The 26,088-nt window shown below is 69.9% G+C and carries 22 protein-coding genes; 15 read left to right on the top strand and 7 right to left on the bottom strand.

Annotated elements, in window-relative coordinates:
• The 4 genes from ACFWCK_RS00335 to ACFWCK_RS00320 are packed head-to-tail and all read right to left on the bottom strand — an operon-like array spanning position 1 to position 4,956.
• Complete coding sequence (locus ACFWCK_RS00335) at positions 1–1,665, bottom strand: CocE/NonD family hydrolase (protein WP_378804037.1); 1,665 nt, start codon at positions 1,663–1,665, stop codon at positions 1–3.
• Complete coding sequence (locus ACFWCK_RS00330) at positions 1,662–2,960, bottom strand: MFS transporter (protein WP_378804036.1); 1,299 nt, start codon at positions 2,958–2,960, stop codon at positions 1,662–1,664. The genes ACFWCK_RS00335 and ACFWCK_RS00330 overlap by 4 nt, the downstream gene beginning before the upstream one ends.
• Positions 2,960–3,958, bottom strand: coding sequence for an alpha/beta hydrolase fold domain-containing protein (locus ACFWCK_RS00325; RefSeq protein WP_378804035.1), 999 nt, complete (start codon positions 3,956–3,958; stop codon positions 2,960–2,962). Before ACFWCK_RS00325 ends, ACFWCK_RS00330 begins: the two co-directional genes overlap by 1 nt.
• Complete coding sequence (locus ACFWCK_RS00320) at positions 3,955–4,956, bottom strand: alpha/beta hydrolase (RefSeq protein ID WP_378804033.1); 1,002 nt, start codon at positions 4,954–4,956, stop codon at positions 3,955–3,957. The genes ACFWCK_RS00325 and ACFWCK_RS00320 overlap by 4 nt, the downstream gene beginning before the upstream one ends.
• 73 nt (positions 4,957–5,029) lie before the next feature.
• Here ACFWCK_RS00320 and ACFWCK_RS00315 point away from each other — a divergent pair, with 73 nt between their 5' ends.
• Positions 5,030–6,031, top strand: coding sequence for a LacI family DNA-binding transcriptional regulator (locus ACFWCK_RS00315; protein ID WP_378804032.1), 1,002 nt, complete (start codon positions 5,030–5,032; stop codon positions 6,029–6,031).
• Here the strand turns inward: ACFWCK_RS00315 and ACFWCK_RS00310 are convergent.
• Complete coding sequence (locus tag ACFWCK_RS00310; protein WP_233310548.1) at positions 6,012–6,482, bottom strand: DUF4442 domain-containing protein; 471 nt, start codon at positions 6,480–6,482, stop codon at positions 6,012–6,014. The genes ACFWCK_RS00315 and ACFWCK_RS00310 overlap by 20 nt on opposite strands.
• A gap of 101 nt (positions 6,483–6,583) precedes the next feature.
• Between ACFWCK_RS00310 and ACFWCK_RS00305 the strand changes: the two genes are divergently transcribed.
• The 11 genes from ACFWCK_RS00305 to ACFWCK_RS00255 all read left to right on the top strand — a co-directional run bounded on the left by ACFWCK_RS00305 (position 6,584) and on the right by ACFWCK_RS00255 (position 18,833).
• Positions 6,584–6,931, top strand: coding sequence for a GntR family transcriptional regulator (locus ACFWCK_RS00305; RefSeq protein WP_378804031.1), 348 nt, complete (start codon positions 6,584–6,586; stop codon positions 6,929–6,931).
• A 13-nt stretch (positions 6,932–6,944) separates the two neighbouring features.
• Positions 6,945–8,027 carry a DUF1648 domain-containing protein gene (locus ACFWCK_RS00300; protein WP_378804030.1) on the top strand — a complete coding sequence of 361 codons (1,083 nt, stop codon included), beginning with the start codon at positions 6,945–6,947 and terminating at the stop codon, positions 8,025–8,027.
• Positions 8,024–9,148, top strand: coding sequence for a CPBP family intramembrane glutamic endopeptidase (locus tag ACFWCK_RS00295; protein ID WP_378804029.1), 1,125 nt, complete (start codon positions 8,024–8,026; stop codon positions 9,146–9,148). The genes ACFWCK_RS00300 and ACFWCK_RS00295 overlap by 4 nt, the downstream gene beginning before the upstream one ends.
• A 31-nt stretch (positions 9,149–9,179) precedes the next feature.
• Complete coding sequence (locus ACFWCK_RS00290) at positions 9,180–9,848, top strand: O-methyltransferase (protein ID WP_378804028.1); 669 nt, start codon at positions 9,180–9,182, stop codon at positions 9,846–9,848.
• A gap of 98 nt (positions 9,849–9,946) precedes the next feature.
• Positions 9,947–10,510, top strand: coding sequence for a PH domain-containing protein (locus ACFWCK_RS00285; RefSeq protein WP_378804027.1), 564 nt, complete (start codon positions 9,947–9,949; stop codon positions 10,508–10,510).
• 122 nt (positions 10,511–10,632) lie between these two features.
• On the top strand, positions 10,633–11,757 hold the full coding sequence (locus ACFWCK_RS00280) for a 5-(carboxyamino)imidazole ribonucleotide synthase (protein WP_378804025.1): 1,125 nt from the start codon (positions 10,633–10,635) through the stop codon (positions 11,755–11,757).
• Between the two features lie 150 nt (positions 11,758–11,907).
• Complete coding sequence (purE, locus tag ACFWCK_RS00275) at positions 11,908–12,375, top strand: 5-(carboxyamino)imidazole ribonucleotide mutase (protein ID WP_233310741.1); 468 nt, start codon at positions 11,908–11,910, stop codon at positions 12,373–12,375.
• A 68-nt stretch (positions 12,376–12,443) separates the two neighbouring features.
• Positions 12,444–13,832, top strand: a complete 1,389-nt coding sequence (locus ACFWCK_RS00270) for an LCP family protein (RefSeq protein ID WP_378805028.1) — start codon at positions 12,444–12,446, stop codon at positions 13,830–13,832.
• 59 nt (positions 13,833–13,891) lie between these two features.
• Positions 13,892–14,965 (top strand): glycosyltransferase, encoded by a 1,074-nt coding sequence (locus ACFWCK_RS00265; RefSeq protein WP_378804024.1) that lies wholly within the window; start codon positions 13,892–13,894, stop codon positions 14,963–14,965.
• A 118-nt stretch (positions 14,966–15,083) separates the two neighbouring features.
• Positions 15,084–17,246 (top strand): hypothetical protein, encoded by a 2,163-nt coding sequence (locus tag ACFWCK_RS00260; RefSeq protein WP_378804023.1) that lies wholly within the window; start codon positions 15,084–15,086, stop codon positions 17,244–17,246.
• Between the two features lie 54 nt (positions 17,247–17,300).
• Entirely contained in the window at positions 17,301–18,833 is a 1,533-nt protein-coding gene (locus ACFWCK_RS00255; RefSeq protein ID WP_378804022.1) for a DUF2142 domain-containing protein, read from the top strand.
• Here ACFWCK_RS00255 and ACFWCK_RS00250 read toward each other — a convergent pair.
• Entirely contained in the window at positions 18,800–20,209 is a 1,410-nt protein-coding gene (locus ACFWCK_RS00250) for a sugar nucleotide-binding protein (RefSeq protein ID WP_378804021.1), read from the bottom strand. The genes ACFWCK_RS00255 and ACFWCK_RS00250 overlap by 34 nt on opposite strands.
• A complete protein-coding gene (gene rfbB / locus ACFWCK_RS00245) occupies positions 20,209–21,207 on the bottom strand; it encodes a dTDP-glucose 4,6-dehydratase (protein WP_378804020.1) in 999 nt (332 codons plus the stop codon). The genes ACFWCK_RS00250 and rfbB overlap by 1 nt, the downstream gene beginning before the upstream one ends.
• A gap of 91 nt (positions 21,208–21,298) precedes the next feature.
• Here rfbB and rfbA point away from each other — a divergent pair, with 91 nt between their 5' ends.
• The 3 genes from rfbA to ACFWCK_RS00230 are packed head-to-tail and all read left to right on the top strand — an operon-like array spanning position 21,299 to position 26,045.
• A complete protein-coding gene (gene rfbA / locus ACFWCK_RS00240; RefSeq protein WP_378804019.1) occupies positions 21,299–22,189 on the top strand; it encodes a glucose-1-phosphate thymidylyltransferase RfbA in 891 nt (296 codons plus the stop codon).
• Positions 22,186–24,111 carry a rhamnan synthesis F family protein gene (locus ACFWCK_RS00235; RefSeq protein WP_378804018.1) on the top strand — a complete coding sequence of 642 codons (1,926 nt, stop codon included), beginning with the start codon at positions 22,186–22,188 and terminating at the stop codon, positions 24,109–24,111. Before rfbA ends, ACFWCK_RS00235 begins: the two co-directional genes overlap by 4 nt.
• Positions 24,108–26,045: a rhamnan synthesis F family protein gene (locus ACFWCK_RS00230; protein ID WP_378804017.1), complete on the top strand. Its 1,938-nt coding sequence runs from the start codon at positions 24,108–24,110 to the stop codon at positions 26,043–26,045. Before ACFWCK_RS00235 ends, ACFWCK_RS00230 begins: the two co-directional genes overlap by 4 nt.
• Positions 26,046–26,088 lie beyond the last annotated feature (43 nt).

The raw sequence follows: 26,088 nt of genomic DNA, 5'->3' as shown, positions 1-26,088 counted from the left end.
TCATCGTGGCACCGTGGGGTGAACGGAGGGCGCCGTGTCGTCGGGGAGCGGGAGGACGAGCATGGCCGGCGTCGTGCCTCCCAGGAAAAGGGTCTGGATGCTGGCGATGAGGCGGGAATGGTCGCGGACGGGGTCGGCCGTGCCCGGATTGCGCAGATGCAGGGGGTGCGCGCCCCACGACACCTGGACGCGCAGGCGGTTGCCCGTGGCGAAGCGATGGGCGACCGGCGCGAGTTCGACGCCCACGTCGCGCGGCTCGCCGGGAGCGACGGGCGGGGAGAGTCGGAGGTAGCCGTCGGTCACCGTGCGGGAGACCCCTCGGCGATCGACTTCGCAGAGGCGCACGAAGACGTCGGCCCGCGGATTCGTGGAGGCGAACGTCAGCCTCATCTCCGGCGAGCCCATGACCAGCAGCGGGCCGGCGAGAGGCTCGCCCGTGAACAGCAGCACATCGTCCCGGCGTTCGCGGCGTCGCTGGTCCCGACGCCCCGCGCTGAACGGGTTGAGCGTACGGCCGCCGGCGTCGGGGGTGGGATCGGCGGGGTCGTAGCGGGACGCGAGGGCGCCGCTGTCGTGTGCGATGCCGGGCGCCGCGAGGCGGCCGTCCGCGGTCAGCTCCAGCCGGTGCGGAACGCTCGGCGGCGGCCATGCGGTCAGATCCCGCCACCCGCCGCCTCCGCTGATCTCGACGCGCACGGCGGCGGCCTCGGGCTCGCCCTCGAACACCCGCAGCGCCTCGCGCACGCCGATCACGGTGATCTCCGCAGCGCCGTGGATCCAGTCGCCCACGATCAGGCGCGTCCGCACGCCGGCGCCCTGCAGCGCGGCGTGGTCGTGGAGCTGGCCGACCAGGAAGAGATCCTGCCATCCCGCCAGCAGCGTGACGGGAGGGATCGCAGCGGGATCGGAGGCGAAGTGCAGCGGATCCCACCAGGGATCCCCGGGATCGCTGTGCTCGACCCAGTCGCGGAAGAACTGCGGGTCGTCGCCGAGAGCTGCCGGAACGGCCTCGGACGGCGGCACCGTCCGTGCTCCCCGGGCGAGGCCCCTGCGCGCTCGCAGCAGCCTCCACAGACGCGCCGCAGGCCCGCGCTCCTGGACGCCGAGGGCGTACGCCCATGCGAGCGGCGTGTCGATCGAGAAACCGTGCCCGAGGTAGAGGATCGCCTCGTCGAAGCGTCGGGCCGACACCGCGATGCCCATGGCGTCGGGCCGGAGCTCGCCGTCGCAGTACGCCCATTGCGTCACCCCGAAGTAGCTGCCGCCCCAGGAGTGCACGAGGCCGGTCGCCCACGGCTGCGCGCGCAGCCAACGCAGCGTCGCCTGCCCGTCGGCGACCTCGTCGTGCAGCGGCCGGAACCGTCCGCCGGACCCGAAGGTGCCGCGACAGCTCTGCACCACGACGTGATGCCCGCGTTCTGCGAGGAAGCGCGCCACGGCGGCGACGCCGTTCCGGTCGTAGGGCGTGCGGATGAGCACGGTGTGCGGGCCGGCGTCGTCCGCCGCCCAATGGTCGGTGAGCAGCGTCGCCCCGTCGTCTGCGGGCACCGCGATGCCCGAGGTCCGGTGCACGACCGGATGCGTCGGCGCCGGAATGTCGGGGGCCGAGCGCAGCCTGCGGTACTCGGCGCGCGCCGTCCAGGGCAGCCGATCGCCCCTGCTCATCGGACCGCCTTGACCCGTGTGACGGCGAAGGCGGCGAACAGCGCCATCACGACCGCGCCGGCATAGAGCGCGACGAAGTTCTCACCCGTGGGCGAGCCGATGCGCGTCACGAAGAACGCGAACACCGGCACCAGGATGCCCGGCAGCAGGTAGGCGAGCGCCACGATGCCGAGATCCTTGCCGGCGTCTTCGGTCGAGGGCAGGCACTCGGTCATGAGGGCGACGTCGGCCGCGATGTAGGCGCCCTGACCTGCGCCGACGATGCCGATCCCGATCAGGAAAAAGGTGACGTCGCCGCCCGCGACGGCGACGACGAGTCCGACCGCGCTCGTCAGCGCGCCGATCACGACGGTCGGCTTGCGCCGCCCTGTGCGGTCCGAGATGACGCCGAAGACGAAGGCCAGCACGAGGTTCATGATCGTGAACGCCGCGGTCGCCTGGGTCTGGACGACCGCGATGCGCGCCGGATCGTCGATGCCGAAGCGGCTGGAGATCGTGAGGTAGAGATAGCTGGTCACCGACACGATCGAGGCGGTCATGAAGAAGCGGCAGATCCAAGCCCATGCGAAGTCGGGGTGGCGGCGGGGGCTCAGCCAGAACGTCTCGATCACCCCGCGCCAGTCGAGCGGGGGAGCGGGGACCGTGCGGTGCAGGTCGCGCAGGGCGAAGAAGAGCGTGAGCGCGAGCACGACGGCGATGCCGCCGGGGATGAGGAACATGCCGACCTGTCCCGTGCCCGCGACCGCGCCGGCCAGCGCGACACCGCCGAAGATGCCGATGGTCGTCGCGGCGCCTGTGACGGCGGACATGATCGCGCGGATGCGGCGGCGGATCTGATCGGCGAAGAGGGTGTGGATCGTCATCGACACGGCTCCCCACCCGATCAGCACGAGCACGACGCCCGCTCCGAGCACGGGGAGAGAGGTGGCGAACGCCTGCAGGAGGTAGCCGATCGCCGCGAGGAGCACGCCCGCCGCGATCCAAGGGCGGCGGACGCCGAGGCGGGAGAGGGAGCGGTCGCTGAGACGCCCGAAGATCGGAGTGGTGACGAGGATCGCGGCGCCGCCGGCGGTGAGGACGATGCTGAGATTCCCCGTGGCCTGCTCGGGATCCCACTGCTTGAGGAGCTGCGGCACGGCGACCCCGGCGACGCCCTGGGCGATGCCGGTTGCGAGCCAGGTGAGGACGAACGCGACCCAGAACCACCAGGTCTGACGTTCGCCGGGCACGGAGTCGTCCGCGGGTGAGGGGGCGGACGGCAGCGGGATCACGGGGTCTGCGGCATGGGTGGACATCATCGTCTCCCTCTCGGTTCGGTGTTCGGGTGCGGGTGTTCGGACGCGTAGGCGGCGGCGACCTCGGCGACGAACACGTCGCGCCAGTCGCGGGCTCCCTGCCAGGCGGTGAGCCCCGGGGAGCCGTGCACGTGGCCGGCGCCGATGCGGAGAGTCACGGGGACCTCCGCGTCCTCCAGGGCGCGGGCGTAGGCGACAGCGCCGTTGCGGAGCGGGTCGAACTCCGCGGCGAGGATCAGGGCCGGGGCGAGGCCTCGATGATCGGCGGCGTCGAGCGGCGAGCACTCCGCCAGAGGGGCGCCCGCGCGGTAGATACCGGCCAGGAGCTCGGCGCTGTCCATGCCGGAGGCGCGGCGTTGCCGCTCGGAGGGGCCGTCGAGAGGGCGCAGCGTGGCGGGCAGCACCTCGAGCGCCTGATGGTGCAGCCGGCGGCCCGCATCCCTCTCACGAAGGGCGGCGGAGGCCGCGATCGTGGCTCCGGCGGAGTTGCCTCCGATGCCGAGACGAGCCGGGTCGACGCCCAGCTCGCCGGCCCGGGCGCGCAAGTCTGCGAGCGCTGCGACGGCGTCGTCGACCGGGGCGGGGAACGGGTGCTCCGGGGCGAGGCGGTACTCGAGCGACACGATCTGCACGGCGGAGCGCAGGGCGCGGTCCGCGGTGGTGCTCTCGTTGAGCACCTCGTCGATCGTCCCCGCGATCCAGCCTCCGCCGTGCAGCCACAGCATGGTCGGGAGAGGGCCGGACGAGCCCGCCGAGCGGAACCGCCGGGCGCGGAGAGGTCCGGCGGCGCCGGTGAGTCGCAGCTCCTCGGTCTCCACGCCCGGGGGAGTCGGTTCCGTGAACTCGGCGGCCAGCAGATCGCTCAGGACCTTGGCCGCCCGGCGATGCGCGGCGGGGTCGGGCGAGCCGTGCTCGGGGAGGTCGACGAGGATCTCGTCGATCCGGCGGAGCCAGGCGCGCACCGGCGCGTCGAGCAGCAGCGTGTCCGCGGTGCTCATGAGTCCGCACGCAGTCGGCGCAGCTCGGTCACGATCAGGCGGTGAGCGACGTCGGCGGCCGGGACGAAGCCGGTCGCGCCGAGCGAGCCGTGGGTCTGACCGATGAAGCGCATCGCCGTGACGGCGACTCCGGCGTCCGAGAGCGCCCGCGCATACGCCTCGCCGTCGCCGCGGAGGGGATCCAGCTCAGAGGTGATGATCAGCGCCGGAGGAAGGCCGGCGTGGGAGTCGGCGAGCAGCGGCGACGCGTACGGGTTGCGGGCCGCCTTCGCGTCGTCGCCGACGTACTGACGCACCAGCGTCCGTCCGGCCTTGCGCACGATGACGCCGGGCATCCCCGCGCTGACGCCGCGCGCGTCGGCGTGCCCGATGGTGAGGTCGAGCGCCGGGTTCTCCAGCAGTTGCAGGGCGATCGGGCGCGCGGCGCGGTCGCGGTTCATGAGTGTCACCGCCGCGGCCAGGTCGCCCCCGGATGACGCGCCGCCCACGGCGAGCCGGTCGCGGGATCCGCCCAGCTCCTCCGCGTGGGCGTGTGTCCATTCCCAGGCGCTCCAGCACTGCTCCGGCTGGGTGGGGAAGCGCTGTTCCGGCGCGTGCGCGTAGTCCGCGGCGACGATGATGATCCCGGCGTCGCGCGCCCGCTCGCGGAACCGTGCGTCCCAGGACACCCAGTCGATCCCGGCGATCGTGAAGCCTCCGCCGTAGAAGTAGACGAGGATCGGCAGCCCGGCGCCCTGCGGGGTCGGGTCGGGCCCGGGCCAGTAGACGCGCACTCGCACGTCGGGGTGGCCGGCGACGGGCACGGTGTGCTCCGCGGTGGCGGTGTCGAGAGGCGAGATCCCCAGGGCCGTGCTGACCGCGGTGTCGTTCTCCCCTGCGACGCGGCGTCGCCCTGCGGGGTCACCGGGCTCGGGCGCGAGGAACGGGGCGATCCGCGTCTCATGCGCGGCGACGGTGCGGTCGAGCATCGGTCGGCGGTAGCGGGACGGGCTTCGCATCGGTCATCTCCTTCGACGGGTTGCGGACTAGTCTGAGCAATCGAAGTACTTCGATGAAGAGGGGAATCGAGGCATGCGCGCACGTCCCGGCCGGGTCACGATCTACGATGTCGCCACGCGTGCGGGGGTGAGCATCTCGACGGTCTCGCTGGCGGTGAGCGCACCGCACCGGGTGCGCCCGGAGACGCGGGAGCGCATCGTCGCGGCCGCCACAGCGCTCGGCTATCGGATGGTGCAGGGGCGTCGGGTGGGCGCATCCCGAATCGCGGTCGCGGCCCCCTTCACGAGCTACCCGTCCTATCTGCGCCGACTGGCGGGGATGCTGCGACGGGCCCGCGACCTCGCGGTCGACATCATCCCCTACGACCTGGACTCGGCGGCGGCGGCCGACGAGCCCCTGCTGGATGTGCTGCCGGCGCGCACCGATGCGTCGGGGCTCATCGTGATGGGCGTGCCGCTCAGCGGCGCCGCCCGCCGTGCGAGTAGAGCCGCGAGGATCCCCGTTGTCTATGTGGACGTCGTACCGGCGAAGGGCGACATCGGCGGTCCGGTCGTCCTCGTGGATGACCAGGACGGCGGCGAGCAGATCGGTCGCCACCTCGTCGAGCTGGGGCATCGGAGCGCGCTGTTCGTGCACGAGCCGCAGCGTTCGCCGGCCTACGTCTCCGCGGGGATGCTGCGCATCGAGGGGCTCGAGCGTCATGTCTCCGTGGCGCGGTTGGCGGTCGACGGACCCGCCGAGATCGATCGGCGGGTGCTGCGTGCCGCCCAGGACGCCGGAGCCACCGCGATCGTCGCGAACCACGACCGGTTCGCAGCCGCCGTCCTCGACCTGCAGCGTTCCCGGCCGGAGAGCGAGAGGCTGCCGGTGATCGGCTACGACGACGGCGAGCTGGCCGAGGGACTCGGCCTCACCACGGTGAGGCAGCCGTTCGAGGAGAGCGGACGCGCGGCGCTGGAGCTCGCGCTCGGTCTGGTGTCGGGCACGTCGGACTCGCGAAACACCGTGCGGCTGGCACCGACGCTGGTCGAGCGCGCCTCCAGCCTCCGCGCGGTCAGGCCTTCGCCGCGGTGACGCGCTTCTTCTCGCGCACGTAGACCTCGCGCCGCACGCGCGCCACGACCTCGCCGGCGCCGTCGGTGATCTCCGTCTCGAACCACTCGAGCACCTTCGCACCACCCGCGGCGCGCGTGCGGATCTCGGCCACGCGCTCGGACGGCACGTGGAAGCGCGCGGTGAGCACGCCGCGCCCCGGCTTGAGGAACTCGATCTCGCCACGGGTGTCCCACACCACGTAGTCACGGCCGAGCTGATGCATGACGAGCATGAAGAAGTACGGATCCGTCATGGCCTGCATGGAGCCGCCGAACGCCGTCTTCACGTAGTTGCGGGTGAACACGTTCACGTGCAGCTCGACCGTGGCCCGCGTCCAGTCGGGGCTGAACCCGCGCACCCGGATGCCGCTGAAGAGGTTCGGGATCCACAGGCTCATGCCGACGGCCAGACGGCGGGGAGTGATGCGCATGCGGCCAGTCTCGCCCGTGTGCGCCGCGGGGAGGGAATCGGCTGGACCCCTTCCACAATTGATCTAGTTGACCTAGAATAAGTGCACAGGAGGTGAGCTCGATGCTGATCCGTATCGACGCCGACAGTGCCCAGCCGCTGTTCGCGCAGATCGCGGCCTCGGTGCGCGCCGAAGTGCTTGCGGGTCGGCTGCGCCCGGGCGACCGGCTCCCCGCCGCCCGTGAGCTCGCCGAAGCGGTCGACGTGAACGTGCACACCGTGCTGCGGGCCTACCAGGAGCTGCGCGACGAGGGGCTCGTCGACCTGCGCCGCGGGCGCGGCGCTGTGCTCTCCGCCTCTGCGGCGCCCCTTGCCGACCTCGTAGAGGAGATCGGCGCGCTCGTCCGTCGTGGCGCCGCTCTCGGCGTCAGCGCGGCGACGCTCGCCGCGCTGATCGCCGCCCAGGAATGAGGAGGATCCCATCATGAACGCCCGTTCCACCCCCGCCTCGCAGGAGGTGACCGCGATCCCGGCACGCGACCTGCGCCGGGCACGGCTGATCGCCCTGACCCTCGGAGTCGTGGTGCCGCTGGTGCTCTCCGCCGTCGTGCTCGGACTGGTCCTCGCCTGGCTGCCGGAGCTGCCGTCCCCGGCCGCCACGCACTGGGGCCCCTCGGGTGTCGACGGCTTCGGACCGCCGGTCACCTTCGTCTGGCTCTCGATCCTCCTGGGCTTCGCGCTGCCCGCGGCGCTCACGATCACGACGGTCATCGGCGTGCGCGACCATTGGGGCGGCGGCGCGAGGCTCATCGTCGGGATGGCTCTGGGGATCTCCGGGCTCAGCGCCGTGATCAACCTGGGCGCCGTCGGCACGCAGCGGGGGATCGCCGATGCGAAGCAGGCGGACGACCTCGGTGGCCTGATGCTCCTGGGATTCGGCGCCTTCGTCGTGCTGATCGGCATCGGCTGGCTGCTGCAGCCGCACATCCGTCCGGCCCCCGCCGCGCCGCTGCAGCCCGCCCACGTCGCCGCGATCACGAACGGCGAACGGGTGGTCTGGCTGGCGACCGCGTCGCTATCCCGCCGCGCCATGATCCTCATCTCACTGCTCGTGGTGGTCGTGGTCGGGATCACGGCGTTCATGGCGATCCGGTTCACCGACCGGATGTGGGTGCCGGTGCTCACCCTGGTCCTCATCGGCGGCGCGTTCGCATCGTCGGCGTCGTTCCGGGTGCGCGTCGGGCCGGACGGGCTCTCGGTGCGGTCGCAGATCGGCCTCCCGCGTGTCCACGTGCCGCTCGCCGAGATCGTGTCGGTGCGTGCAGTGGACTGCAACCCGTTCGGCGAGTTCGGCGGCTTCGGCTGGCGGCTCGGCCTCGACGGCCGCACGGGGATCGTGCTCCGGCGCGGCCCCGCGATCGAGGTCGAGCGGCGCGACAAGCGCCCGCTTGTCGTCACGGTCGACGGCGCGGCGGTCGGCGCCGGCGTGCTGCAGGCCTACCTGGATCGCGCGGCGTCGTCCGAGACGACGCAGAGCAGCGGCGACGGGGAGGGGAGCGGTTCATGAGCGACGGCCACGACGACACGGTCCGGGTGGGCGGCGCAGACGCGCCACTCCCGCCCGGCGCCCACCTCCCGCACGACGCGGGTGCTCAGCTTCCGTACGACGCCACGGTGCGCATCGGCCTCGGGTCGATCGTCGCCTACGTCGTACTGGCCTGCGGACTGGCATGGCTGGTGGCGCTGCCGCTGTGGCTCGGCGAAGGGCTGAAAGAGCCGTACGCCGTGCCCCTGATGTCGGTGATGATGTACACGCCCGCGGTCGCGGTCGTGCTCGTGCTGCTGCTGCTCCGGCCGATCCCGAAGGGGCGCCGGCTGCGGTTCCTCGGACTGTGGCCGCTGCGCCCGGCGAAGCGCGTCGTCTGGATGATCGTGATCGGCCTGCTGGCGCCGCCGCTGCTCGTCGCGGTGTCGACCGCGGTCGCGGTGCTCTGCGGCTGGCTTCAGGTCGACCTCGTCGGCTTCTCCGGCTTCTCCCACCTGCTGGCATCCCAGGTCCCGGCCGGCACACCGCTGCCTCCCACCGCGGTGCTGATCGCCGCGCAGGCGGCCAGCATCCCGGTCGCGGCCGCCACGATCAACGCCGTCGCGGCATTCGGCGAGGAACTCGGCTGGCGCGGATTCCTGGTGCCGGCGCTGCGTCGTTTCGGGACCTGGTCCTCCCTGCTCGTCAGCGGTGTGATCTGGGGGCTCTGGCACGCGCCGATCATCCTGCTCGGCTACGACTTCGCCCGCACGGATGCCACAGGAGTGCTCTTCATGATCGGCGGATGCGTGGTGTGGGGCGTGCTGCTGGGCTGGCTGCGCCTGCGCTCCGCATCGATGTGGCCCGCGGTGTTCGCCCACGGCGCGCTCAACGCGTCCGCGGCCATGTACCTGTGGTTCTTCGCATGGGGAAGCACTGCGGATCCGGCCCTCATCCTGCCGCTCGGCGTCTCCGGGTGGATCGTCGGCGCCGTGGTCATCCTCGCCCTGATCGTCACCGGGCAGTTCCGCCGGCAGCCGGCGCTCGCCGCCGACCGGCCGAGGACCTTGCCGGCGCCGTTCCCAGAGTCGTCCGTCTCCGGCAGGCCGGTCACGGGGGCGCACCCGGACGCCGAGACGGATCCGACCCGGCAGCGGTCTTGATCGCCGCGTCCGCAGGCGCGAAGCTGGGCGCATGGCCCAACCGAACCTCGCGAACTGGCGCGCCGCAGACGAGTACCTGTCCGAGACCCTGGTCGGGCACGACCCCGCGCTCGAGGCCGCTCTGGCGGCGCAGCAGACGGCAGGGATGCCCGCGATCGAGGTCGCGCCGGTCAGCGGCAAGCTGCTGAACCTGCTGGTGCGGATCGCAGGCGCACGACGAGTGCTCGAGATCGGCACGCTCGGTGGCTACTCCACGATCTGGATGGCGCAGGCAGTGGGCGAGGGCGGACGGGTCGTCACCATCGAGGCAGAGCCCGACAACGCCGCCGTCGCGCGTGCGAGCATCGAGGCCGCGGGCGTGGGGGAGCGCGTCGAGATCCGCATCGGCCGTGCCGCCGACGTGCTGCCCCAACTCGAGGACGACGAGCCGTTCGACCTGATCTTCATCGACGCCGACAAGGAGTCGAACACGATCTATCTGGACTGGGCCGCGCGCCTGGGCCGCCCCGGGTCGGTGGTCATCGTGGACAACGTCGGCCGCGACGGCGACATCGTCGATCCGGCCTCCGCGGATTCCAAGGTGGTCGGTACACGCGAAGGGCTCGAGATGCTCGGCCGCGACCCCCGCTTCGATGCCACGGCGCTGCAGACGGTCGGCGTGAAGGGGTGGGACGGGGTGGCGATCGCCCTCGTGATGTGACGGGTGCCCTCGGGAGGCGCCGGGGGTGAGCCGCTCCGCATCCGGACACACCCGTGCCGGGCCGTGCGGATCACGGTCTCACGGGACACAATGGACGCGTGACGCAACCGATGGGTCTGGGCGGGCGGCCGATGACGCCGCCCCCGGGCGTGCCCGCCGAAGAGCGTCTCATCGCGCGGTTCCACCCGCATGCGCGCCACCTGTTCTGGTCGGCGCTCGTGCTCGTCGTCATCGCGGGGGCGACCGGGTACTTCACGAGCAATCTGCCGGCGCCGATCTCCGGGTGGGCCAAGGACTGGATGCTGTGGGCCGCCGCCGGTGCACTGGTGCTGCTCCTCGCGGTCGTGCCGTTCCTCGTGTGGCTGTCGCGGCGGGTCACCATCACGACCCGCCGGGTGATCGTGCGCGACGGGATCGGATCCCGCAACAGCATCGAGATGTCCCATGCCCGGGGGTACACGATCTCGGTGCGCCGCGGACCCCTGCAGAGGCTCGCCGGAGCGGGAACGATCCTGCTCTCCAACGGCGTGGATGCGCCGCTGCGGATCCGCGACGTGCCGAACGTGGCGCTCGTGCAGGAGACCCTCGCCGACCAGGTGGAGGTGGGGCAGATCCTCGCGCACCGCGACGCTCAGGCCGCGCAGAACCCCTACACCGCCTGACGGACCGTCCCCTGAGCGAGCGCAGCGACGCCGGTCCCTGAGCGAGCGAGGCGAGACGAAGGGCCCCGGGACGAACCGGCCCTTCCGGTACGGAAGAATAGATGCCGAGGAACGGAGATCCGATGGCGTTGCGTGTGGGTGTGATCGGCGGCGGACAGCTGGCGCGGATGATGATCGCCCCGGCGGTCGAGATGGGCATCGACATCCGGGTGCTCGCGGAGGACGAGGGCATGTCCGCGCAGCTCGCTGCGACCGCGGTGGGCGACTACCGCGACCTCGACACCGTGCGCCGCTTCGCGGAGGACGTCGATGTGATCACGTTCGACCACGAGCACGTGCCGCAGGAGGTGCTGCGCGCCCTCGTCGCCGACGGCGTCGCCGTGCACCCCGGACCGGACGCGCTGCGCTTTGCGCAGGACAAGCTCGACATGCGCGCCCGCCTCGCCGAGCTCGGTGCGCCCCAGCCGGACTGGGCGCGCGTCGCGGACGCCGCCGAGCTGCAGGCGTTCCTGGACGTTCACGGTGGCCGCGGCGTCGTGAAGACGCCCCGCGGAGGCTATGACGGCAAGGGCGTGCGCGTCGTCTCTGCGGCCGAGGAGGCGGCGGACTGGTTCGCGGCCCTCGCCGACGGGGACGCCCTGCTCGTCGAGGAGCTCGTCCCCTTCGTGCGCGAGCTCGCTCAGCAGGTCGCGCGGCGCCCGGGCGGGGAGTCCGTGTCGTATCCCGTCGTGGAGACCGTGCAGAAGGGCGGGGTGTGCGCCGAGGTGATCGCCCCGGCCCCCGGGGTCGATGCGGAGCATCTCGCGGAGGCCGCCCGGATCGGCCGGGAGATCGCCGATGGCCTGGGCGTGACCGGCATGCTCGCGGTCGAGCTGTTCCAGACCGAGGACGGCCGGATCCTCGTGAACGAGCTCGCCATGCGCCCGCACAACAGCGGCCACTGGAGCCAGGACGGCGCCGTGACAGGGCAATTCGAGCAGCACCTGCGCGCCGTCGCCGATCTGCCGCTCGGGGAGACCACCCCGCACGCGGACTGGTCGGTCATGATCAACATCCTCGGCGGCCCCGAAGGCGCCGGGATGCTCGACCGCGTCCCGGCTGCGCTGGCCGCGAGCCCGCACGCGAAGGTGCACACCTACGGCAAGGCACCGCGCCCCGGTCGCAAGGTCGGGCATGTGAACGCGAGCGGGTCCGATCTCGACGTCGTGCTGGCCGAGGCCAGAGCTGCCGCGGCCGCGTTCGCCTGAGAGCGAGATGTGCACGGCCCCGGCGGACGTCGGCGCCGCGTTCTCGTCGGCGAGGGCGCGCCGCAGCGGGGTTCTCACAGCCCCCGCCCGTAGCCTGTACGGGTGACTGGGACACTGCACGCATCCGCCGCGCCCCTCGTCGGCGTCGTCATGGGATCCGACTCCGACTGGCGTGTGATGAGCGACGCCTCGCAGGCGCTGACCGAGTTCGGCATCCCGCACGAGGTCGAGGTCGTGTCCGCTCACCGCACCCCGGAGAAGCTGCACCGCTACGGCACCGAGGCGCGTGAGCGCGGGCTCAAGGTCATCATCGCGGGCGCCGGCGGCGCAGCCCACCTCCCCGGCATGCTGGCGTCGGTCACGCCGCTGCCCGTGATCGGCGTGCCAGTCCCGCTCGCCTACCTCGACGGCATGGACTCGCTGCTCTCGATCGTGCAGATGCCCGCCGGCATCCCGGTCGCCACCGTCTCGATCGGCGGTGCGCGCAATGCGGGCATCCTCGCCGCCCGCATCCTCGGAGCGGGGGATCCGGCGCTCGCCGACCGGATCGAGTCCTACGCCCGCGACCTCGAGGCGCAGGTCGAGGAGAAGAACCGGCGGCTGAAGGACAGCCTGTGACCCAGCTGCTGTTGACCCACCCCGGCGGGGTCTCGGCGCGGAGTGCGGGACTGATCCGCTCCCGCCCGATGCGCGACCCCGACTTCGGCTCTCCCGAGGTGATGACGCGCCGCGGCTGGTGGCTCGTCGTGCTCAACGTGCTGATCCCCGGATCCGCCCAAGTGCTCGCGGGCAATCGCCGGCTCGGCCGGTTCGGTCTCGGGGCGACGCTCGTGATGTGGGCGCTGGTCGTGCTCGGCGTGCTCGGCGCGCTGCTCTGGCACCAGGCACTGCTCTGGCTCACCGTCGGCGGCGGCTGGGTGAGCTGGCTCGTGCTGACGCTCATCCAGATCCTCTGCATCGCGTACGCCGTGCTCTGGGTCGTGCTCACCTTCGACACGCTGCGCCTGGTGCGTCTCGTGCGGACCAAGAACTACGCGAAGCTCGCGATCCCGCTGGTGGCGGTGCTGGTGCTGAGCCTGTGCGGCTCGGGGGCCGCGTACGCCGCGACGGTCGTCGGATCCAGCCGCAGCGCCATCACGACGCTGTTCGGATCCGGGGGTCCGAGCCTGCCTCCCAGCGACGGGTACTACAACGTGCTGCTGCTCGGGGCCGACAGCGGCCTGGGTCGCGATTCGATGCGCTACGACAGCATCTCCGTGGTGTCGGTGAACGCCGACACCGGGAAGACGACGATCTTCGGCATCCCGCGCGACATGCCGCACGTGCCGTTCGCCCCGGGGCCGATGCACGATCTGTACCCCGACGGCCTGCAGGCGCACGATGATGCGGAGTGCGGCTGGGGGAGCGGCATCAACCAGCTCACCAACGCTGTCGAGACGTGCCACACCGGTCCCTCGCTGTATCCGGAGGCGACCAAGCACGGATCCCGCCCCGCGGTCGAGGCCACCAAGGACGCGGCCGAGGGCGTGCTCGGCATCAAGATCCCGTACTACGTGTTCCTCGACATGAACGACTTCGCGAAGCTCATCGATGCGCTCGGCGGCGTCGACATCAACGTCAAGGAGCGGTTGCCCGAGGGCAACGTGCCCGAATGGGGCGGCCCGGACAACGCCGAGGAGTGGGCGACCGGCTGGATCGAGGCCGGGCAGCAGCACATGAACGGCGACACCGCGCAGTGGTACGCGCGCTCGCGCTACACGACGAGCGACTTCGACCGCATGCGCCGTCAGCGCGAGTTGCAGGACGCCCTGTTGAAGCAGTTCACGCCGCAGAATGTGCTCACCCACTTCAACGAGATCGCTGCCGCGGGGACCTCCGCGGTCGACACCGATCTGCCGCAGGACAAGCTGCCGGAGTTCTTCGACCTGATGATGAAGGCGAAGAAGCAGAAGCTCACCACGATCGATCTCACTCCCGCGAACGGCGTGGACGAGTTCGAGCCGGACTGGAATCAGATCCACGAGATGGTGAAGGCCGCTCTGCACCCGTCGCCGTCGCCGACGCCCACGAGCTGATCCCGCAGACCGTGGAGCGCCTCGGGTGCTCACCGTCGCCTGCTGGATAAGGTCGGAGCATGGCTGTGCTGCGGGTTGTGCTGGATCAGGTGAACGACGTCGTCGACCCCGATCAGGCCGAGGCCGCCCGTTCCCTGACCTCGGGGCTGGCGGCGACCGCGCCGCAGAAGTGCACGGTCGAGGCCATCGTGCCAGGCGGCGGGTCGGAGCCCGTCGTCGACGGCGCCGACTCCGTGCACCGTCTGGTGCTGGCGCGCCGAGAGCTCGGCGCCGCCTGGCAGCTCGGCGTGATCGCGGGCGTCGGGGGAGGCATGATCCACGCGCCCACGCTCTTCGCCCCGCTCGCGAAGCACGACAGGGCCAACGACTACGACCAGACCGTCGCCACGGTATGGGACCTGCGGGCCTGGTCCGTGCCCGAGCAGCTGTCGCGGGCGAGCGTGCTCTGGCAGCGCAGCATGCTCAAGCGCGCCGTCAAGCACGCCGACGCCGTGGTGGTGCCCACGCACGCGATGGCCGAGCAGCTCGCCACGCTCGGCCGGTTCGGCGACCGCATCCGGGTGATCCCCGGTGCCGCCCCGACGGGCTTCGCGATCCCGCTCGACGCGGCAGAGCGCCGTGCCGAGCTCGGCGCCCCCGCGCGATACCTCGTCTCCACGGGCACGGCGGAGGCTCTCGCGCCGGTGTTCGCGGCGGCGGTCGACAGGGATGCGGACGCCTTCGTGCTGGATGCGCCCGACGGATCCGCTCCCGCATTCGCGGAGGTCGCGGCGGCCGCGGGACTCGCCGCGCCCCGGGTGCACGTGGTCGGCCGGCTGGACGCACCGGATCGGGCCGCACTGCTCGCCGGTGCGCTCGCCTTCACGGCGGCGGATCCCGCACCGGTGTGGCCCTGGCGGCTGGTCGAGGCGCTCGCCCTCGGGGTTCCCGTGATCGCGGCGCAGAGCGGGGTACACCGCGACGTGGTCGCGGAGGGAGGCCTGCTCGTGGCGCCGGACGGCTTCACCGATGCGCTGCGCGACGCCGCGGGAGACGGGGCACGACGGCTTTCCGTGCTCGCGGCGGACCGCTCACGCGCGTATTCCTGGAACGGGTCGGCGGAGCGGGTCTGGACGTTGCACGCCGAGTTGTGACGATGCAGACACCGCGGAGGTCGCCGCGATCGACGGCTCCTGCGGCTGTCCCGCGATTTTCCGCGGAACTGTGCGTGTCCCGGGTTCGATCGGCCTGCGGATCCCGCAGAATATCACCATGACTGGACATGCCCCGGGTCCTGTGCGCGCTCACGCGTCCCGACGCTGGATGATCGGCATGCTCGCCATCGCCGCCGTCTTCCTCGCCGTTCTGGTCCCGACTGTCGCCGACGCGGCACCTGCCGCCGCGGCCCCCTCGTCGACATCGGTCGTCCCGGCGTCGTCCACAGCGGGAGCGACCGCGATCCGTCCCGCGACGCTGGACGGCTGGAATGCGGGCAACATCATCAGCGATGCCGTGTTCACGAACAAGTCGACGATGTCGGCGCAGCAGATCCAGGACTTCTTCAACGCCAAGGTGCCGTCGTGTCAGAGCGGGTACACCTGCCTCAAGGACTTCCGCGTGACATCGCAGAACCGTCCGGCCGACTCCTACTGCCAGGGGTATACCGGCGTCGCGAACGAGAGCGCCGCGAGCATCATCTACCGCGTGTCGCAGTCGTGCAACATCAACCCGCAGGTGCTGATCGTGATGCTCCAGAAGGAGCAGGGCCTGGTCACCCACACCTGGCCGAGCGGCTGGCGCTACGACAGCGCTCTCGGGCAGGGCTGCCCGGATGACGCTCCGTGCGACCCGACATATGTCGGCTTCTTCCAGCAGATCTACGGCGCCGCGCGCCAGATGCAGATCTACATGGAGGGCCGCTGGTTCACCTGGTACGCGCCGGGCAACACCTGGAACATCCTGTACAACCCCAACACCGCGTGCGGAAGCGGCCCGGTCTACATCGCGAACAAGGCGACCTCGGCCCTGTACTACTACACGCCATATCAGCCGAACGCCTCCGCGCTCCGCGCCGGCTACGGCGAGGGGGACGCCTGCGGCGCGTACGGCAACCGCAACTTCTACAACTACTTCACCGACTGGTTCGGATCGACGCAGGGCGGCTCGACCGCTAGCAACCCGTTCGGATACCTCGACACGGTGTCCTCGACCCCAGGCGCGATCCGCGTCACGGGATGGTCGATCGATCCCGACACGACGGGGCCCATCGCGGTCGACGTCTACGTGAACGGAAACGGCTATCGCACCACGGCGAACCTCGCACGGCCTGACGTCGCGGCTCACTATCCGAGTGCCGGTCCGAACCACGGATTCGACTTCACCGTGCCGCCGCCGGTTTGGGGCCCCGCGACCGTCTGCGCCTACGGGATCAACAGTGGCCCGGGAACGAATCAGCTTCTGGGTTGCACGAACATCACGTCCTACGGCGGATCGCCCACGGGATCGGTGGACAGCGTGACGACCGCCCCCGGGAGCGTCAGCGTGCGGGGCTGGGCTCTCGATCCCGACACGAAGGACCCGATCAGCGTGCGCGTGTCGATCGGCAGCACCGCGACCGCTCTGACGGCGAATCAGCAGCGTTCCGACGTGGGGGCCGTGTATCCGCTCTACGGATCAGCGCACGGCTATCAAGCGACGATCTCGGCGGCATCGGGACCCCAGAACGTCTGCATCACCGCGATGAACGTCAAGTCGGGGGCCGATACGGCTCTCGCCTCGTGCACCCAGGTCTTCGTGATCGCTGCAACCGATCCGGGGACGGCGCCGATCGGATGGCTCGACTCCGTGAGCGTCCAGGGCGATCAGGTGACGGTCCGTGGTTGGACGATGGATCCCGACATGCCGGCATCGATCCCCGTGCACATCTACGTCGGAGCCTCCGGTACTCCCTACACGGCGGACCAGAGCCGACCGGATGTCGCTGCGGCCTATCCCGGATACGGAGCCGCGCATGGCTTCTCCGTGACTCAGACGCTGCCCGCCGGCGGAGCGCAGGTCTGCGCCTACGGCATCAACAGTGGTAAGGGTAACAACACGTTGCTCGGCTGCCAGTTTGCCGCTCCCGTGCTGTCACGTGCCCCCTTCGGTAATTTCGAGAGCGCCGTGGCCGTCGCCGGCGGCATCCAGGTGAGCGGCTGGGCGATCGATCCGGACACCGCGAACCCGATCGCCGTGCACATCTACGTCGACGGGGCTGGCACGCCCATCAGCGCAAACCTGTCACGGCCGGATGTCGGAGCGGCCTATCGCACGGCAGGGTCTCAGCACGGCTTCTCCGCGTTGATCCCGGCAGGCGGGGGAAGCCACACCGTATGCGCCTACGCGATCAACGACGCCCCGGGGAACAACGCGCTGCTGGGCTGTCGCACCGTGTGACGCGCGCCGCTCGGTATGATGGGGCGGTTGTCCGCCGTACGCGAGGAGTCATTCGTGAGACGAATCCCTTCCTGGGTGGGCGGGGTTGTCGCGACGCTCGCGATCTTCTTCGCCCTTGGTTCATGGTCGATCGCTTCGCCGGTCGGATCGTCGCCGGATGACAACTTCCATCTCGCCAGCATCTGGTGTGGCCAGGGGCTCCGAGAGGGCATCTGCGAGGAAGGTGACTCGAGCGCCTGGCGACGTGTTCCGCACAACCTGAACATCGGGCTCTGCTACGACGCGCAGCCGCAGAAGCCGGGAACCTGCACTATCGGGCACCTCCAGGCGGACAGCTCGGACATGATGTCGACCAAGAGCGTCAACGCGAAGGGGCTGTACCCGCCTGGGTACTACTGGGTGTACTCCTTCTTCGTGGGGCCCGACATCGGTGTCACGACGATCGCGATCAGGCTCGTGAACACGCTCCTGTTTGCAGCCCTGACTGTTGGCGCGTGGTTCGCGGTCCCACGCCGGGTTCGTCCGGCGCTGGGATGGTCCACGGCAGCCGCCGTGGTGCCGCTCGGGATGTTCACCGTCGCCTCCATCAACCCGAGTTCGTGGGCGATCACGGCGCTCGCGGTTCTTTTCCCGACTGCACTGGGATTCCTGCTCAGCACCGGACGACGGCGTATCGTGCTCGCGGGATTCATGCTGCTCGCCGCAGCGATGGCGTTCTCCGCTCGTGGCGATGCCGCGATCTACGCGGCGGTATCGCTGATGGCGGCTCTCGTTCTCGCCTTTCGACCGCGCAGGAGCTTCCTCCTCGCGGCGATCCTGCCGGCCGCGCTGATTGCCGCGGCTGCGATCGCGCCGCTACTCTCCGGACAAGTCGGCAGCGCCATGGGCGGCCTCAGCACAGCGCAGCCGGTTGCTTCGCGTTCCGAGCTCTTCGTGCAGAACTTCGTCAATCTGCCGTCTCTCATCGCCGGCGCCTTCGGGCAGACGTGGGGACTGGGATGGCTCGAGACGATCATGCCGCCTCTGGTGTGGGCCTGTGCGATCTTCGTCGCCGCCGGCACCGTCTTCGCGGCGCTACACTGGCAGGGCTGGCGGAAGGCGCTCGCGCTGGCCGGCGTTGGCAGTGCGATCGTCGCGATCCCGATGTACATCCTCGTCGCATCCGGCGTGCTGGTCGGATCGCAGGTGCAGCCACGGTATCTGCTGCCACTGATCCTGGTCTTCATCGCGGTCGCGCTGGCCCCCTCGGAGGCGCCGAATCCCGCAAGGCGATCCGGGGCGCTCCTCACCCCGATGCAGCTCATCGTGGGCGCCGTCGTACTCGCCGTCGGCAATGCGGTCGCGCTGCTCTTCGCGATGCGGCGCTACGTCGCACCGGATCGGCTGTTCCTCGACCACGCGATCCAGTGGTGGTGGCCTATGGGCCCCTCACCCATGACGACCGTTGTGATCGGCTCTGCGGCGTTCGCCGTCGCCCTCGTCGTCCTGGTCGTCGCGTATCTGAGGATCTCAGCGCGACGACCAGAACCGGCGACGGTCGAAGGAACCGGGCGTCAGCCCACGTACGAGGCCAGCGCCTCCGCGTGATCCGCCGGCGAGAAGCCGGTGGCCTCGATCTTGCCGAGGTCGAGCACGCTCCACGTGGGACGGGGCGCAACGGGCCCCACGGCGGAGGCGAAGTACTCCTCGGTGCTCACGCCGGTGATCCTGGCAGGATCGTGCCCGGTCGCGGAGAAAACCGTGCGGGCGATGTCCGCCCAGGTGGCCGGCTCGCCGGATCCGGTGACGTTGTAGACCCCGTACGGCGCCTCCGAGGCCAGCAGGTGCAGGATCGCGCGGGCGATGTCGTCCGTGAATGTCAGTCGACCGGTCTGGTCGTCCACGACCTTCGGGTCGATGCCGCGTTCGGCGAGGGACGCCATGGTTCGCACGAAGTTCTTGCCCTCGCCGATGACCCACGACGTGCGCAGGATGTAGTGCCGGGGCGCCGTCGCGACGGCGACGTCGCCGGCGGCCTTGGACTGCCCGTAGACGCCCAGTGGTGCCAGGGCGTCGTCCTCGCGGTAGGGGCGGTCCGCTGTGCCGTCGAACACGTAGTCGCTCGAGACGTGGACCAGGGTGATGCCGTTCTCCGCGGCGATGCGCGCCAGACGTGCCGGGCCCTCGGCGTTCGCGACCCACGCGTCGGGGCGACCCTCGGGGGTCTCCGCGAGGTCGACGGCCGTGTAGGCACCGGCGTTGATGATCGTGCCGTAGTCCCGCCACCGACGCGCCTCGCCGAGCGCGGCGTCCGCGAGATCGAGGTCGGCGCGTGTCGCGTACTCGACATGCAGGGCGTCGCCGAGCGCGGCGCGCAATGCGAGGCCGAGCTGTCCGTTCGCGCCGACCACGAGCGTCTTGCGCGGCGCGATGGGGGAGACCTCCGCAAGGCGCGGATGATTCTTGTCCTTCTCGGAGATCTCCACCTCGGCGAGCGGGATCGGCCAGTCGATCGCGGCCGTCTCATCGGCGAGGTTGAGGAACGAGTAGTTCGCGTCGGGAGACCAATGGTCGTTCACGAGGTAGGTGTAGGCAGTGTCGGGCTCGAGCGTCTGGTAGGAGTTGCCGACGCCGCGGGGCACGAAGATCGCACGCGAGGGATCCAGCTCGGTTGTGAACACCGTGCCGAAGCTCTCGCCCTCACGCAGGTCCACCCAGGCGCCGAAGATGCGACCGGTTGCGACCGAGACCCACTTGTCCCACGGTTCGGCATGGATGCCGCGTGTGGTGCCGACGGCGTCGTTGAACGAGATGTTGTTCTGCACCGGGCCGAAGTCCGCGAGGCCCAGCGCCGTCATCTTCTCGCGCTGCCAGTTCTCCTTGAACCAGCCGCGCGCGTCGCCGTGTACCGGAAGCTCGAGCACGATCATCCCGGGAATCGGGGTCTCGATCACTGCGAGCTGCTTGCCGAACTCGACGGCCATCACTGCCCCTTGGTGGCGTAGAAGGCTTCAGTGGCGTCCTTCGACGGCGCCCACCAGGCCTCATTGGCCCTGTACCAGTCGATGGTGGCGGCCAGGCCCGACTCGAAGTTCGCGTACTGCGGTGTCCAGCCGAGCTCGGTGCGAAGCTTGGTGGAGTCGATCGCGTAGCGCAGATCGTGGCCGGCGCGGTCGGTCACGTGGTCATAGGCGTCGTGGGCCTGCCCCATCTGCTCGAGGATGAGCTCGACGACGTCCTTGTTGTTCCGCTCCCCGTCCGCGCCGATCAGGTACGTCTCACCGATACGGCCCTTCTCCAGGATGGTCAGCACGGCAGAGGAGTGGTCGTTGGCGTGGATCCAGTCGCGCACGTTCTCCCCGGCGCCGTAGAGCTTCGGCCGGATGCCGCGGATCACGTTGGTGATCTGGCGGGGGATGAACTTCTCCACGTGCTGATACGGGCCGTAGTTGTTCGAGCAGTTCGAGATCGTCGCCTGCACGCCGAAGGAGCGCACCCAGGCGCGCACGAGCAGGTCGGACCCGGCCTTCGTGGAGGAGTACGGCGAGGACGGGTTGTACGGGGTGCTCTCGGTGAAACGCTCCGGGTCGTCGAGCTCCAGGTCGCCGTAGACCTCGTCGGTCGAGATGTGGTGGAAGCGGCGGTCGTGCTTGCGGGCCGCTTCGAGCAGCGTGTAGGTGCCGACGATGTTCGTGTCCAGGAACGGGCGAGGGCTGTGCAGCGAGTTGTCGTTGTGCGACTCGGCCGCGTAGTGCACCACGGCGTCGGTCTCGGCGAAGAGGGAGTCGACGAGCTCGGCATCGGTGATGTCGCCGTGCACGAACGTGACCCGGTCGGCGGGGAGCCCGTCGAGGGAGGCGCGGTTGCCGGCGTAGGTGAGGGCGTCCAGCACGGTGACGTGGTGGTCGGTGTTCTCCACGACGTGGTGGACGAAGTTCGAACCGATGAAGCCGGCCCCGCCGGTGACGAGCAGTCTCTGCATGGCTTCCAGGGTAGCGGCGCGTGCGGCCGGAACATGAGTCGGGCGACGGCGAATTCACAGGAAAGTGCACGTCATGCGAGAGAATGGGGGCATGCGTGGAATCATCCTGGCCGGTGGCACCGGCTCCCGGCTGCACCCGATCACTCTCGGCACGTCGAAGCAGCTCGTCCCGGTGTACGACAAGCCGATGATCTACTACCCGCTGTCGACGCTCATCCTGGCGGGCATCCGCGACATCCTGCTGATCACCACTCCGCATGACGCGGAGTCCTTCCAGAGGCTGCTCGGGGACGGCTCACGCTTCGGCGTCTCGATCACCTACAAGACCCAGCCCTCGCCCGACGGTCTCGCTCAGGCCTTCATCCTCGGCGAGGAGCACGTCGGATCAGACTCGGCGGCTCTAGTGCTCGGCGACAACATCTTCTACGGCCAGGGGATGGGCACGCAGCTGCGAAAGTACACCGAGCTGGACGGCGGCGTGGTGTTCGGCTACTGGGTCGACGACGCGACCGCGTACGGCGTCGTCGAGTTCGATGCCGAGGGGCATGTGGTTTCGCTCGAGGAGAAGCCTGCCCGGCCGAAGAGCAACTACGCCGTGCCCGGCCTCTATTTCTACGACAACGACGTGGTCGAGATCGCCAAGAACCTGAAGCCTTCACCGCGCGGCGAACTCGAGATCACCGATGTCAACCGCGAGTACCTCGAGCGCGGCAAGTTGCAGGTGCAGCTGCTGACGCGCGGCACAGCCTGGCTCGACACCGGGACGTTCGACTCCCTCGCCGAGGCCACGGAGTTCGTGCGCACGGTCGAGAAGCGTCAGGGGCTCTCGATCGGATGCCCCGAGGAAGTGGCATGGCGCATGGGCTTCCTCACCGATGACGAGTTGCGGGAGCGCGCGGAGCCGCTGGTCAAGAGCGGTTACGGAGCCTACTTGCTGAAGGCTCTCGCGCAGGGCCGTCAGCTTCCTGCGCAGCAGGCATGACCGCGACGGATCCCGTGGAGTCCGAGGCGGAGCCCCAGGCCGGAGCGCGTCGCATCGTCCTGTTCGCGCTGCATTCGGACCGGGGCGATGCGGATGACGCGACTCTGCATCAGCTCGCGGCATTGCGTCCGCTGGCAGCGCGGCTGGTGGCGATCGTCGAACCCGGGCTCGCCGCAGAGGGCCTCGCCGCTGTCGCGGAGATCAGCGATGAGGTCGTGGGCCACGACGGCGCCGCCGTCGATGCCCGGGCGTACCGGACCGCTCTGCAGACCGTAGACGTCGCGCCGTATGAGGAAGTGCTGTTCACCGGCAACGGATGGTTCGGCCCTATCGGATCCTTCGATGACGTGGTCGCCCGCATGGACGCATCCGATGCCGGCGTGTGGCGGCTGATGGAGACGACGGACCACCTGCCCGAGACCTTCCCCATGGAGGGTTTCCCGGAGGCCCTCATGCCGTGGACGTGGACTGCGGCCCGCGCCGAAGTCGTCGCCTCGCAAGCCTGGCAGGAGTATTGGGCCGTCGCGCGGGAGGATGGCGAGGACGCGTTTGCGGAGGTTCTGGCGGCGCAAGGCGTGCGCAGCTCGACGGCCTTCCCGGCCACCCTGGGCCCCCGTGGCAATCCCGGCATCCTCGCCCCCGGCGCGCTGCTCGAAGCGGGATGCCCCGTTCTCCTGCGCGCGGTGTTCGCACAGTTCCCGCCGCTTCTCGACAGGTTCGCGGTGCTCGTGCGGCCGATCGTGGCGGAGATGGACAGACGGGGCTATCCGGTCGAACTCCTCTGGCGCGCCGTCGTGCGGACCACTCCACCCGCTGCGCTCAACGCCCTGGCGGGCATGCTCGAGGTGCTGCCCGACGCGTCGCCCGCGAGGGACGAGGCGACCGAGGGGAGCGCTCCGTTGCGCGTGGTGGTGCTCGCACATGTGCCTCACCTCGGATTCGTGGACGAGCTCGCTGAACGACTGCGACAGATCCCCGGATCCTTCGATCTCGTCGTCACCACGACGGACGGGCGCAAGGCGGCGAAGCTGAAGGAGCGGTTGCGCTCGAGCGAGCGCGACTGGGCGCGGAACGCTGAAGTCCGGGTCACCTGGGTCCCCGGCGGACGCGACATGGGCGCTCTCCTCATCGGCTGCCGGGACATCCTGCTCTCCGATCGCTACGATCTCGTCATCCGCGTGCACGGGCGCGAGCCGCGACGCAAGACGCTCAACATCCGCGAGTACGGACGGCGATACCAGCTGGAGAACCTGCTGAGCGGACCGGGGTATGTGCAGCGCATCTTCGACTTGTTCCGCGCTGAACCGGGGCTCGGGATGGTGTTCCCGCCGATCGTGCACATCGGATACGGGACGATGGGTCGAGGCTGGGGCGCGTACCGCGAGCCGGCCGAGGATCTCGCGGACGTGCTGGGGATCGCGGTTCCCTTCGATGAGGTGTCGCCTCTCGCGCCCTATGGCGGGATGTGGATCGGGCGGCCGTCGGCACTCAGGATCTTCGCCCAGCATGACTGGACCGTGGGCGACTACCACCGTAGCCGCCGCGCACGCTGGGTCGAGCTCACCCGCGTCCAGGAGCGGCTGCTCGGTCTGGCGGCTGCCGAGGCGGGCTACCACTGCCGCACGGTGTTGAATCGCGAGCATGCGCAGATTTCCCACACGGCTCTCGAGTTCAAGCTCGATGAGCTGTCGATGACGACCCGCGGATATCCGGTGGAGCAGATCCACCTGCTGAGACGCGCCGGATGGACCGGCTATGGGGGAGTGGTCGCCCTCACCCGGATGTACATCAATCTGAACCATCCCCGGATCGCGAGCGTGATGCAGCCCCTGTATCGCACGGCCCGCAACGCGGGTCTGATGGGGAAGCGCGTCCTTTCGGCGGTGCGCAACGAGCACAAGGACGACGGGGGAGACCGATGACCGCGACCAGCGAGCTGATCCCTGCCTATCCGCGCCCAGCCGAGGTCTTCCCGGCCGACGGTCGACGCCTGCTCATCTACGTGGTCTACGACCCCCGGGGCGACGTCGAGGACTACGTGCTGCACGCGCTGACGGCCTTGCGTCTGCATGCGACGCACATCCTGGTGGTGGTGAACGGTGTCCTGACCGAACGTGGACGGGGACGTCTCGCGACGGTCAGTGACGAGGTCGTCGAACGGGAGAACCGCGGCTACGACATCTGGGGTTACAAGTTCGGCCTCGATCACATGGGCGGGGGCATCGCGGAGTATGACGAGGTCGTCATCGCGAACGACACCTGGTACGGCCCGGTGCGATCCTTCGCCGACGTCTTCGAACGTATGGATGAGAGGGCCGTGCACTTCTGGGGTCTCACCGATCACGCCCGCGTGGAGCCGCACCCGTTCACGAACACCGGGTACCTGCCATATCACCTGCAGTCCTACTGGGTCGCCGTCCGGCGCGACATGCTCCTCTCGCCGGAGTGGGGCGACTACTGGCGCGACCTGCCGGAGATGACGACGTACTCCGACGCGGTCGTCAAACACGAAGGGGTGTTCACCGAGCACTTCACCGAGCAGGGCTTCGTCGGGGATGTGGCGTTCCCGCTGCTGTTGGACACTCCCGAGAACTATCCGGTGCTCTATGCGCGACAGCTGCTCGACGCGGGGTGCCCCACGCTGAAGCGTCGGGCCTTCTTCCAGTGGCCTCCGTATCTCGACCAGTCGGGTGTCGTCAGCCGATGGACGCTGGATTCGGCCGCGGAGTACGGATATCCGATCGACCTCATCTACGCGGACATGGCGCGGAACGTCGCTCCTCGCGTCATGAACGCGGGCGCGGCACTGCTGTCCGTGCTGCCGGAGGAGGACGATTCGTACGATCCGGTTGCCCCGCTGCGCACGCTCGTGGTCGCGCACGTCTTCTACCCGGAGATGACCGACGAGATGCTCGACCGGGCGGACAACCTGCCGGGGGCCTATGACCTGTTGATCACCACTCCCGAAGAGTCGCGCGCCGCCGAGATCCGACAGCGCCTCGAAGGCCGGACGCTTCGTGGCGACGCACGGGTGCGCGTCCTCGAATCCAACAACGGTCGGGATCAGGGGGCGTTCCTCGTCGGCTGTCGTGATGAGATCCTCGACGGCGGGTACGACCTCCTCGTCAAGATCCACTCCAAGAAGACTCCGCAGGACGCCCCGGCTGTCGGCGCGCATTTCAAGGAGCAGCAGTTCGGGAATCTGCTGAATTCTCCGGGGTACGCCGCCAACGTGGTCGCGCTGTTCCAACGCGAGCCGGGTCTCGGCTTGGCCTTTCCGCCGACCGTTCATCTCGGGCATCCGACGATCGGTCACGGCTGGTGGGAGAACAAGCCCGCGTTCGCGGAGTGGTGCCGCACTCTCGGCATCCGGGTACCCCTCGACGAGGGCTCGCCGCTGGCGCCGTTCGGGTCGATGTACTTCGCTCGGCCTGAAGCCCTGCGGCTGCTGGTCGAGCATCCGTGGACCTACGAGGACTTCGGCGGCGCGGACGCCTACCAGGACGGCGGGCTCGCTCACGTGCTGGAGAGGATGCCGTCGTACGCGGCGGGCGAGCGCGGATATCACACCCGGACCATCGCGGGATCCGACTACCTCTCGATGAGCTACACGGCGCTCAGCTACAATCTCGATCAGCTGTCCATGACCATGCCAGGAACCACCATGGACAAGATCCAGCTACTGCGCCGCCTCGGCGAATGGGACTACGGCACCGCTCGTGATCTCGGACGCATGTTCGTCACCCTCCATGCCCCGCACCTGCGCGATCGTGCCAAGGGCGTCTACCGCCGGACGGAGCGCGCCAGAGGGATCCTCTGGCGGCTCCGGCACCCGTCCTCGTGGCGGCACCGCTGAGAACCGCCTGCCTCCCGCATCCTCGACGACCAGATCGGTAAAC

The sequence above is a fragment of the Microbacterium sp. NPDC060117 genome (assembly GCF_042729315.1).
In the GTDB taxonomy this organism is placed as follows: Bacteria; Actinomycetota; Actinomycetes; order Actinomycetales; family Microbacteriaceae; genus Microbacterium.
Note: the sequence above shows the minus strand (reverse complement) of the source record. Positions and strands in the feature narration are given on the sequence as shown.